Genomic DNA, 12,447 nt, shown 5'->3' with positions numbered 1-12,447 from the left:
GTGCGGATTCTATTTCTAGAAAGTAGTTCTATCTGGTCAAATAACTTACCTAGAGGGTTTCAAGCAAATGGTCATGATGTAATGATCTCTGGCCCAATCACGAAGTCAAGATTAAAAACGATGATTAAAGACTTTGAGCCTGAGTTAGCCATTTCGATTGGCTGGGGAGTAGAACAAGAACCTATGAAACAATTAATCATTCGTGAACAATTCAGTGGAATGGATATCCCACTGATTTACTGGGCGGTTGAAGACCCTGCATATACAGATACTTGGTCCATTCCGTTAATTAAACGAATGAAGCCTGACTTCGTGTTCACGTTATGTCCAAAAACTGTTGATAGATATGAGAAAATGGGAATACCCTCCTCTCATTTAGATTTTGGATTTGAAAACTCCGTTCATCATCCAGTTGAAAAAAGCTCTAATTACCAAGTTAAAATCGCTGTTGTGGCTAATGCATATCCTGATAAACTAAAGGAATATCCAGACCATTATCGTCATGAGGCGATTAACATTCTATTACGTCCCCTACTTGAAGATGATATTCAAGTTGATTTTTGGGGAAATGATTGGGAACAAATGAAACCTTACTTAGGAAGAAATATTCCGAAATCATGGTTACATGGACCTATCCCCTACATTGAAACTCAAAATGTATACAGTTCAGCTGATATCATCTTAGGATTACAAAACTATCCTGAAATACTTACACAAAGAACATATGAAATTCTAGGTTCAGGTGGTTTTCTTTTAACTCTAGATACACCAGGAGTAAGAAGCAAGTTTCAACCAGGAAAAGACTTGGATGTTTCCTCGTCCCCCAAGGACACAATTGAAAAGATATCCTATTATTTAAATAACGCCGAGAAGCGAATGAAAATCCAAGCTAGAGGCCATAAGGCTGTTCAAAGTCACACATACCAATCAAGAGCAAAACAGATAATCGAAACTTTAATCACTCGAAAGGTAATAGTTGATAAGCCAACTAAAGAAGTAGGTAAAGGCTTTGTTTTTCACTTTGCACATGATCCACACCATTCTGTTTATACGGTTAAGAAAGGAGATACCTTATTTAAGATTTCAAGAATAACAGGTGTACCCGTTGAAAAAATCAAACAAATCAATGAATTAACCTCAGATTTGATAATTGAAGGACAGGTGTTAATGATTTAAACCCTGTCCCTTTATTGACAGACGTGCTGATGATTTTTTTGTCTGTTTAAGGTAACCTATATTAACAAAGCGAATGCTGAGGCCAGTTGTTTTGTCTAAGTGAAAGGATCCTAATGGACAAAATGTCATGGTGGATCAGGGTGATTGTCTAATAGAAGCGGGCTATTGAACAAATTCCTTGCTCACAACAGAGGTTTTGTCTAATAGAGACCGTCTATTGGACAAATTCCTTGCTCACAACAGGGGTTTTGTCTAATAGAGCCCGTCTATTGGACAAATTCCTTGCTCACAACAGAGGTTTTGTCTAATAGAGACCGTCTATTGGACAAATTCCTTGCTCACAACAGGGGTTTTGTCTAATAGAGCCCTTCTATTGAACAAATTCCTTGCTCACAACAGGAGTTTTGTCCAATAGAGGCGCCCTATTGAACAAATGCCTTCTTCACAACAGGTGATTTGTCTAATAGAGACCGTCTATTGGACAAAGCGAACGCTGAGGCTAGTGTTATGTCTAAGTGAGCCGCTCACAATAACAACTTATTTTTTAAAAAAGGACTATATTCAGTCATTGTCTAAATTAAATAATCCAATCCCAAATGTAAATTCTAAATCCACTGTGATACAATGTATGTATATATAGACCTTGAAGGGATGGATATGAATGATAATCACAATTACTGATGATAAAAGAAAACTGGAATTAAATATAAATGGACTATACCTGTTTCAGGGATATCAAGTACTGGAAGCTTTCACATCTCAACAGGACGAATGTTATTATTTATTCTTTTATAAGAACGAGTTTCTAACAGGAAAGCGAACCAATTTTATCAAAAGATCCTCTACTCTTCAGCAAATTCTAACAAAAGGCATCTATCTCTCATCACCTCAACCAATAATCAAAACATTACTTGATATTAATACAATTCATTCAATCCCTTCTATAAATACGACCTGGAAAAAAATAAATAAAAGCTACAAAGAAGTTGAAGCTGCACATATCCTCACAGTCTTCGATAACTATTTAAAAATGGATAAAGTGATTTCCCTACTACAAAAAATATGTCTACAGTTCCGAAGAGATGGGAACCTGCTTCAAGCCTATCGCATGCTTAATCTACTTCTTACAAAATACCCGACCAATCAATGGGCAAAATCTTTAATTACTCATTTAAATTACCAAAAGTACACCCTCAAATATCAATCACATATTAAATCTCTACTTAATTATGATCCACTATACGCCGAAATCCACCTATATTTAAACTTGCACAGCACCCAATCATTTGATCTACTACAACAACACCTATATTCAGAATCGCGAACACTTGAATGTCTAACACTTTACACTCATCATATAACCTCGTCTGAAAGTAAACATTTTGAAGACTATTTTCAACAACTGCTGAAAATTCTACCTATTCATTACTCAAGCCAAGAATCTCTTTCATACCTATACAGAATCTACGAAGAAACAAAATCTAAGAAAAATAAAGCAATCATCCAAAACGAGATTGTCTCTAGGCTTTTAGACGAAAAAAGATACGAAGATGCCTATTTCTTACTGATAAAAAGTGATACAGCTTTATCAACTGAGCAAATTAATCTTATGATAAAAATTCTTGAAGTATTAGACGTTTCTTACTCACATTCATTCGATACATTTCAAGCGAGAATTCTCACCAATGCAAACAAGATTCAACTTGAACAAATCTTTAAGTTTCTCGTTCCAAAACTATTTAAGTCACATGATATTACCTATATTTATCATTGGATGAAACCTTTGCTTCACATTCCAAATACTTATACGAATAAAATAAAAACACTGTATGATATGAAGGAGGAGCCTGATCAACAACATTTCATGGGGGAATTGTACTATGAAATAAACCAGCTTCCACAAGCAATCGAATGTTATCTTTGGGATCTTGAATTAAATCCGACGAATCCCCGACCGATTAAATGGCTATCAAAATTATATCGTGAAATAGGGATGATTGAAGAATCTACATCCTATCAATATTTATACAAGCAGATTCAGAAAAGCTCTTAAAATATGATATAACGAAAAATTGATGCCGAATTATTGGCGGGAAAGTTCTCCTAGTGGATATACTCACATTACCTACTATATAATAAACAATGCAAGCAAACAGAAGAAGGAGAAGGAGTGATATATAAGATGGAAACACTTAATGGATTTATTGGTAGCTGGATGAGTCACAGAAAAGCGTTAATTGAATTACTTGATACTGTAGGTGATGATCAAATTCACTATAAACCATGGGATGAGGCAATGTCATTTTCAGAATTGGTTTTACATATTACTGGAGCGACTGGAATGTTCGCTACTACTGTAAAGAACGGAGTATTCACACCACCTGCTGAGTCAGCAAAGGTTGAAACAATTAATCAATTAAAAGAAATTGTACAATCTGAAACTGAACAAACTAAATCTGTACTAGAAGGTCTTTCTAATGAACAATTAGAACAAATTATTGAGTTCGCCGGGATGAATATGCCTGGAAGTGTTCTCTTAGAATCAGGTAAGGATCATGAAGTTCATCATAAGGGACAATTATTCACTTATGCAAGAATGATGGGAATCACTACTTTACCATTTTTCATTAGTCGATAATAAATTTAATCACATTAATTGTGGTTCAATGTTTTATGTCTAAAGCTACAAAGTTTGACTAGGTTAGGTTGATTTACACTCCAGGTATGTGCTTTCCGCGGGGCAGGTGATGAGCCTCCTCGTCGTTACACTCCTGCGGGGTCTCATCCTTCCTGCGCATCCCGCAGGAGTCACATACCTTCCGTTCCAATCAAACGAGGTCTACTAAATTAAATCAGTCTTAAAACTACAATCTTTTAGAAAACAGCCTTAATTATAAAAGGAATGACCTAGATTAAACTTAAGGTCATTCCTTTTTAATGCTCGTAAAATTATCGTTCGAATCTTGATTTAAGGTAATGATATACCCCGTCTTCATCACAAGTAAATTCTGTTACGTCACCCGCAATTTCCTTAATATGATCAGGAGCATTTTTCATTGCGACAGAATGTTGAACAAACTTTAACATTGGTAAATCATTGTCACTATCACCAATCGCCATAATTTCACTACTAGATAGACCGAAGTGCTCCAGCATCTGTTTAATACCTGTAGCTTTATTTACATTCGCAACCATTAGTTCAACATTATGCCTAGATGAAATCGAAGTAGTAAAGTCGATTTTACTCTTTATTTGTTCTAGTTCATTTTTCCATTCATTTATATGTTCTTGTGACCGGGCAAAGAAATAAAACTTTGAAAATTTATTCCCTTCTATATGATCCGACCAAGCAATTTCTTCTTTTATTGCTTGTTTACGTGAGAGCCACTCGTTGATTCCAACACTTTCTGGCTTCGGATCTCTGACTTCATCCTCAACATATTCTCGATCTTGTGCTAATGTCACTCGAGCTGTTCCATATGGAAATAGCTCATAATATATTTTGTTTTTTCTAGCTCTATCAATAATCATTTCTACCAACTCAAGCGAAAGTGAGTGCTCAAAGAGGACTTCTTGACCAACATACCCCGCCATTCCATTTGAGGTAATGAACCCATCAACATCAAAGCCTTTTGGTACGACTCCTGCTATTTCATCAAAGGCTCTGCCTGTAGCGATAAAAATAAGGATTCCCTGTTTCCGTAAGTCATCAATGATTTCTTTTGTATGTATACTAACTTTATTTTGGTGGTTTAAAATTGTACCATCCATATCTAAGAAAATGGCCTTAGGTCTAAAATCCACTAGTATTCCCCCTAATTTAAAAATGGTTATTTTGTAAGTATACACTTTGCTGGACTTAGGCTCAATTTAAGTAACCTTTAATCCCAAAGCTGTTTTTGTATAGATTGTTGCTTTTAATCCGCAGGATGAATACACTCCGCGTCCGGCGGGTGACCAGTGAGCCTCGTCGCTAGCTCTTGCGGGGTCTCACTTTGGCCACTGGTCTGAGCAGGAGTCTACGTATATTCATCCTGCTAGAAACCTACAAACAAACACAAAGAAGACTGCTACAGTCACAAAATAAGGTGCCTGGCACCACGGTTTTGGTGGTGACAGGCACTTAGGGACGGCATCAACCTATTGTTTATTTGCTAATTGTTTTCACTTTTGATATTTCGCTCTACCCAAACCTCAATTACTTCTCCAGCTTCATTCTCATCAATTACGAATGAACCGTTACTGTATCTATCATTTGGACGAAGACCCGAAGAATTCATACTATCAATTGAGCCATTTTTTGTTTTAATAAAAATGGTATCTGTTAACTGAACAAGCTGACAGCTCACAATTCGATGCGGATTTGATTTTAGTTCACGGAGCATAACAACTCCACGCTTAGCTCTTGAAGCTTTTTCAAACTCCGTTAGACGCATCTTCTTCATTGCACCGCGCTGTGTGACGATTACAACATCTTGTTTCTGACCAACTAATTTCCCGTTTACAACTACATCGTTTTCTTTCAGATTCATTGCTTTAACACCAGCTGCTCTAGCTCCAACTATGTTAACTTCTTCTTCACTAAACCAAAGTGCATATCCAGCCTGAGTGGCAAGAAATAGATCTTGTTTTCCATCTGTTAAATGAACATCCACTACTTGATCATCATTTTTCAGATTAATAGCAACTAGCGATTTTGAATATCGTTGTGCCTTGTATTGAGAGAGTTCCGACTTTTTAATCATTCCATTTTTCGTTACAAATACTAGAAATTCATTTGTTTCGAAATCTTTGATTGGAATCGCCTCGATTATATATTCGTCACGATCAATACTAATAATATTAGCAATATGCTGTCCCAAGTCCTTCCAGCGTATATCTGGTAATTCATGTACTGGAACATATAAATAATTGCCTTTGTTTGTAAACATTAATACCACTTCAGTTGTATTAATCTCTATTCGCTTCAACAGTCGATCCGTATCCTTCATTCCAAAATCCTGACCATTGGATGCTGCATACGATCTTAGGCTAGTTCGTTTCACATAGCCTTCTTTCGTAATTGTTACCATAACATCCTCTGAAGGAATCATAACTTCAAGGTTGATTTTTATTTCTTCAATTTCATCTTCAATTGTTGATCTACGATCATCACTATATGTTTTCTTTAACTTTTTTAAGTCGTTTTTAATGACAGATAAAAGAGTAGCTTCATTATTTAAAATTGCGAGTAACTCTTCAATTTTGGCATTAAGTTCAGAGGCTTCTGCTTCAAGTGCTGTGATATCTGTATTTGTTAAACGATATAATTGTAATGAAACAATCGCTTCAGATTGAGGTTCAGTGAACTGAAATTTTGAAATCAGGTTATTTTTAGCATCCCTTTTATCCTTTGAAGCACGGATAGTTGCAATTACTTCATCTAGAATCGATAGAGCCTTAATTAAACCTTCGACCACATGATGACGTTCTCTCGCCTTCTCGAGCTCAAATTCGGAACGCTTTGTAATGACTTCTTTCTGATGATTAATATAAGAATCTAAAATTTGCAAAATGCCTAACAGTTTTGGGCGCTTTTCATGAATCGCAACCATATTGAAATTGTAGGTAATTTGTAAATCGGTATTTTTATATAAGTAATTCAATACTCCTGCAGCATCTGCGTCTTTTTTAAGTTCAATCACAATTCTTAGCCCAGTACGGTCTGTTTCATCACGTACTTCACTAATTCCCTCAATTTTACGATCTAAGCGAAATTCATCCATCTTCTTAACAAGATTGGCTTTATTCACTTCAAAAGGAACCTCAGTAATGACGAGTTGTTGTTTCCCGCCTCGAACGGTATCGATTTCTGCTTTTCCTCTAACGATAATTTTCCCTTTTCCTGTCTCGTAAGCTTTCTTGATCCCTTCAATCCCTTGAATGATCCCACCAGTAGGAAAGTCTGGACCTTTAATCACTGTCATAATATCCGAGACAGTTGAGGATGGTTTATTAATTCTCATAATTACACCATCAATGACTTCACCGAGATGGTGTGGTGGAATATCGGTTGCATAACCAGCAGATATACCTGTAGAGCCATTAACTAGTAAACCTGGGAATTTGGCTGGTAATACAACAGGTTCACTACTTGTATCATCAAAGTTAGGTACAAAATCTACCGTCCGTTTATCGATATCACGAAGCAACTCAGAAGCAATCGATGATAATCTTGCCTCTGTATAACGCATTGCTGCTGGTGGATCTCCATCAATACTTCCGTTATTACCATGCATCTCGATGAGAAGATTACGAACCTTCCAGTCCTGACTCATACGAACCATTGCATCATATACAGAAGTATCTCCATGTGGATGGTAGTTACCAATTACATTTCCGACAGTTTTTGCTGATTTACGGAATCCCTTTTCTGATGTATTCCCCTCAACATGCATCGCATATAAAATTCTGCGTTGTACGGGTTTCAAACCATCTCTTACATCAGGTAATGCCCGTTCTTGAATAATGTATTTACTATAACGTCCAAATCGGTCACCTAATACATCTTCAAGAGGCAAATCACGAAATTGTTCGATTTGTGACATACTATTGCTCCTCTCCTGCGACCGATAAATTCTCATTATCTAATATATTTGTTTCCTCATTTAATCCAAAAGCAACATTTGATTCAATCCATTTACGGCGAGGTTCAACTTTATCACCCATTAATGTTGTTACCCTGCGTTCCGCACGTGCTGCATCATCAATACGAACACGAATCAGTGTTCTTGTTTCCGGATTCATCGTCGTTTCCCATAATTGATCTGCGTTCATTTCACCAAGACCTTTATATCGTTGGATCATATAGCCTTTTCCAATTTTATTAATGGCTGATTGCAAATCTTCATCTGACCACGAGTATTCGATCACTTCTTTTTTACCTATGCCTTTACTTACTTTGTAAAGCGGTGGTAGCGCAATAAAGACTTTTCCCGCTTCAATAAGTGGCTTCATGTATCGATAAAAGAACGTTAAGATCAAGACTTGAATATGCGCGCCATCTGTATCAGCATCAGTCATGATTACAATTTTATCATAGTTAATGTCTTCTACAGAAAAGTCAGCACCTACTCCTCCACCAATTGCATGGATAATTGTATTGATTTCCTCATTCTTAAAAATATCGGCTAGCTTTGCTTTTTCGGTATTAATAACTTTTCCTCGTAACGGGAGAACTGCTTGGAAACGGCGGTCACGTCCTTGTTTCGCCGAACCACCAGCTGAATCACCCTCTACCAAGTATAATTCATTCTTTTGAGGGTTTCTTGATTGTGCAGGTGTTAGTTTCCCACTAAGTATCGCTTCAGAACGTTTTTTCTTCTTACCACTTCTCGCGTCTTCTCTAGCTTTTCTAGCTGCTTCACGTGCCTGATATGCTTTTACAGCCTTTTTGATAAGCAATGACCCTGTCTCAGGATTTTCTTCTAAGAAATAGGAAAGATTCTCTGATACTACAGAATCTACTGAAGACCTTGCCTCACTAGTCCCTAATTTACCTTTAGTTTGCCCCTCGAACTGAAGAAGATGTTCCGGTATACGTACAGAGATTAATGCTGTAAGTCCCTCTCTAATATCAGCACCATCTAGGTTTTTATCCTTTTCTTTTAAAATCCCAATTTTTCGTGCATAGTCATTAAATGCTCTAGTCATTGCAGTTTTTGTTCCAGATTCATGTGTTCCACCATCTTTTGTTCGAACATTATTTACGAAAGAGAGAACATTCTCTGAGTAACCATCATTGAATTGAAAGGCTAGTTCTACTTCAATCCCATTTTGTTCACCTTCAAAAGAGACCACAGGATGTAGTACGTCTTTCTCTTCATTTAAATACGTAACAAACGCTTCAATTCCTGTTTCATAGTGAAATACATCATGAAAATCATTTCGTTCATCAATTAGTTCTATTTTCAAACCTTTTAATAGGAATGCTGATTCTCTAAGTCTTTCACTTAATGTCTCATAATTATAGGTGGTTGCACTAAAAATCGTTTTGTCAGGCTTAAAATGAATGGTTGTACCAGTTTGATTCGTTTTCCCTTTTTGTTCAAGCGTTGTGGCAGGTATTCCTCCGTTTTCAAAACGCTGTTCATATACAAATCCATCTCGTTTAATCTTAACGACTAACCACTCACTTAATGCATTTACAACAGATGCACCAACACCGTGCAATCCTCCACTTGATTTATATCCACCTTGACCAAATTTTCCTCCGGCATGTAACACCGTTAAGATTACTTCTGGTGTCGGTTTTCCTAATTTATGCATACCTGTAGGCATTCCTCGCCCTTTATCTTGAACACTGATGCTATTGTCTTTATGTATTTTAACGACAATATGATCACCATAACCTGAAAGCGCTTCATCTACAGAGTTATCTACAATTTCATACACTAGATGATGCAATCCTCTTGAATCTGTACTTCCGATATACATACCGGGTCGTTTTCGGACTGCCTCTAATCCTTCTAGTACTTGTATTGCATCATCGTTGTAATCGAACTGCTGCTGTTTTGCCAAAAAACATACCCCTTTCTATAAAAAACAAACAAATCATGTGAGTCATTCTCTATTTAACACCTGCTGACTTCACATTACATTATTTAAAATCACCCTAGGTGGTGAACGCCATTTTCATTTAACATCTCTATGCTTGTGTGATCTAGAAGTTCCACTAAGATTGAGAGATATCCCAACTTAATGACTGTGATCTTAAATCAAAACCAAGTTCAATTGCCTAAAGTAAGTAAATTAATTCATACAAAACACTGGAACGTTTGTTTCTATTTTTTAAGTCACCTATGCTTTATTTTATATGGTAAATGGATTTTAGCAACCCTATATCTTCAAAAATAAAAAAAATCCTCGATTTTTGACAAGGATTTTTAGTATATAGCCTCTATTTAGTCAATGCATGTTCTACTTTTATACATCGATCCATAATAACAGTATAACCTAAATTCCTTAAATATTCATAAGCTTCTTCATTGACAAGACCTTGTTGAGCCCAGAAAACATCCGCATTTATTTCTGCAAATTCTTTTGCAACCTCATACAAATGCTCTGACCGACGAAATACATTTACAATATCAACATGTTCGTCAATTTCTTTCAAAGATTTTACAGCCTTTACACCTAAAACTTCATCTACTGTAGGGTTAACAGGTGTGATGCGATAACCAGCATCCATCATGGCTTTACTTACCATATAGGATGTTTTTTCTGGATTTGCAGAAAGTCCTACAACCGCAATATGTTTGCTATTCTTTAGTATTTTACCCATTTCTTCTCTTGACGGAATTTCAATAGCCAAATCGATCTCTCCTTCAAGTTATATTATTTTATAGTTATTATTTCGGTAACTAGATAAATAATTCCTGCACAAAAAATAATCAAAATTTTTCATGCAGGAAAATGAATGATTATTTAGGTTGCTTAACTGCATTTTTTCTATTTAGAGAGTCCTCTAACTCTTGCCAAGCAACATCACTTGCAAACGTACGTTGCCATGACGCCACACCAGCCAATTGATATTTATGAACAAGCTGTGCACGTTTATTTAAAGACATTTCATCCTCAATCCAAACTTTATATAAAGATTTTTCTTCTTGATTATAAAATTCTGCATAGTTTTGCCCTGTTTTTTCATCATATGTTACCTGTAAATGATGTTCCTTAATCCATGCTTGGATAGATTCCATAGAATGCGCTTTAGAAGAAACTTCAATATTACCACCTTCAGTCTCCTGTTCCTTCCAGATCCTTGAATAAAGTGGTACCCCTAGGATCAGTCTTTCATTAGGAATTACTTCCAGTATTCGATTCAGATTACCTTCGACCCAAGGTAGACTCGCAACACTTCCCGCTATTGGTGATGTTGCCCAATGTTCATCATAGGCCATAACAACCATATAATCGACAATCTCAGCAAGCTTCTCTCTTTCATAAAAAGCAGACCACATTCCACTATCAGAAATAAAGGTAACATCCATTGAAATTAGTAACCCTGCTTGATGAAAATATGGTGTAGCCTCTCGAACAAACTGTGTAATTAGTGGCCCATCCTCTTCATAAACATTTTCTATATCTATATTAATCCCATCTAACTTATATGTTTTAGCATAATGAAGTAATTGTCGGATCATATGCTGCCTTGTTTCAAAGTGCTTGAACGCTCCATGTGTTTTATCAGGATCAAAATCATTTGAAAACAAACCCCAAATATGAAAGTTCTTTGATTTTGCCCATTCCACATACTCCATTGAACCTAAATTAGTAATTCCCCCTTGATTGTTTTCTAAAGAGAACCAAGTTGGAGAAACAACATTGACTCCTGGGATGGATGGGATTTTCTTTGTGTCAGGATTTTTTGAGTAGACCGCCTCCCATACTAGATGAATCGGCCAATTAAGCTTTGGAAGTTCATAGGTTACTTGATCAGCATCTACAGCTATTTTCACCGATTGATTAATCTCAACCTCACTTTTCTCAATATATCCTGCAATCCCATTTTGTTTTCTAACATAATAGAATCCTTCTTCTTCTTTTTCAATACTCACCTCTTCGCCATTCTGAACCTCATAAACATAAGGTGCCGTCAGACTGGAGGATGTTCTTAACCGAAGATGATCGATGTTCTTATCACTTCTTACCGAAGCATTTATGATCGTTTCTCCATTTCTCCTTAATACATGAATGCCAGTACTTTCATCATAATCCATTTGAAGCTCGAATAATGTTAAAAGAGGATCTAGGGCAACATAGGAAACGCCCGATTGAGCAATCATCACTGGGAACTTCAATTCGGTTGGTACTTCATTAATAAAATAGTTCAATGAATCTGTCGGGATCTGCAGTACTCTATCTTTCGTTGTAAGAATCACAGATTTTGAAGCCTCATCATATAGAACCGAATCATCTATCATTTGCTTTATATATTCTACTGAAAAGTAGCTTACATTATTTTTTCTAATAACTACTTCTTCTTCTTCTAATTTACCATCTAAAACGACTGCCTCATTACCGGATGAGTATGGAACCAAAGTCTCTGAGGGTGATGGATAAAATAGTAAAAACAAGCTTGACGCAACAAGAAGAACGGCAGAAAGTAAGCCTATAATTATCAGAGGAATTGATAATAATTGTTTCTTTTTTGATAGTTGTACCATTTAGATTCCTCCCTCCATACGTATGTTACGAGAATTTTGTCAAAATGAAAAGAAAAATCAATAT

Annotated in this window: 8 protein-coding genes; 3 read left to right on the top strand and 5 right to left on the bottom strand. The window is 36.2% G+C overall.

The features are described from left to right. From BLQ56_RS07235 to BLQ56_RS07225, 3 genes are all read left to right on the top strand, one after another. Entirely contained in the window at positions 1-1,176 is a 1,176-nt protein-coding gene (locus BLQ56_RS07235) for a DUF3880 domain-containing protein (RefSeq protein ID WP_090851658.1), read from the top strand. A 661-nt stretch (positions 1,177-1,837) separates the two neighbouring features. Further along, positions 1,838-3,229: a tetratricopeptide repeat protein gene (locus BLQ56_RS07230; protein ID WP_090851656.1), complete on the top strand. Its 1,392-nt coding sequence runs from the start codon at positions 1,838-1,840 to the stop codon at positions 3,227-3,229. A gap of 129 nt (positions 3,230-3,358) precedes the next feature. After that, positions 3,359-3,814 (top strand): DinB family protein, encoded by a 456-nt coding sequence (locus BLQ56_RS07225; RefSeq protein ID WP_090851653.1) that lies wholly within the window; start codon positions 3,359-3,361, stop codon positions 3,812-3,814. A gap of 311 nt (positions 3,815-4,125) precedes the next feature. Here BLQ56_RS07225 and BLQ56_RS07220 read toward each other — a convergent pair whose 3' ends face one another. The 5 genes from BLQ56_RS07220 to BLQ56_RS07200 all read right to left on the bottom strand — a co-directional run bounded on the left by BLQ56_RS07220 (position 4,126) and on the right by BLQ56_RS07200 (position 12,383). After that, positions 4,126-4,980 carry a Cof-type HAD-IIB family hydrolase gene (locus tag BLQ56_RS07220; protein ID WP_090851650.1) on the bottom strand — a complete coding sequence of 285 codons (855 nt, stop codon included), beginning with the start codon at positions 4,978-4,980 and terminating at the stop codon, positions 4,126-4,128. Between the two features lie 350 nt (positions 4,981-5,330). After that, positions 5,331-7,763, bottom strand: coding sequence for a DNA topoisomerase IV subunit A (gene parC / locus BLQ56_RS07215; protein WP_090851647.1), 2,433 nt, complete (start codon positions 7,761-7,763; stop codon positions 5,331-5,333). 1 nt (position 7,764) lies between these two features. Beyond that, positions 7,765-9,735 carry a DNA topoisomerase IV subunit B gene (gene parE, locus BLQ56_RS07210; RefSeq protein WP_090851645.1) on the bottom strand — a complete coding sequence of 657 codons (1,971 nt, stop codon included), beginning with the start codon at positions 9,733-9,735 and terminating at the stop codon, positions 7,765-7,767. Positions 9,736-10,114: 379 nt separating this feature from the next. Further along, positions 10,115-10,528: a CoA-binding protein gene (locus BLQ56_RS07205; RefSeq protein WP_090851642.1), complete on the bottom strand. Its 414-nt coding sequence runs from the start codon at positions 10,526-10,528 to the stop codon at positions 10,115-10,117. Between the two features lie 109 nt (positions 10,529-10,637). Further along, the gene (locus tag BLQ56_RS07200; RefSeq protein WP_090851639.1) at positions 10,638-12,383 is read right to left on the bottom strand and encodes a glycosyl hydrolase family 18 protein; all 1,746 of its coding nucleotides are present in this window, start codon (positions 12,381-12,383) and stop codon (positions 10,638-10,640) included. Positions 12,384-12,447 lie beyond the last annotated feature (64 nt).

Source organism: Litchfieldia salsa (assembly GCF_900104555.1).
Classification (GTDB): Bacteria; Bacillota; Bacilli; order Bacillales; family Bacillaceae_L; genus Litchfieldia; species Litchfieldia salsa.
Note: the sequence above shows the minus strand (reverse complement) of the source record. Positions and strands in the feature narration are given on the sequence as shown.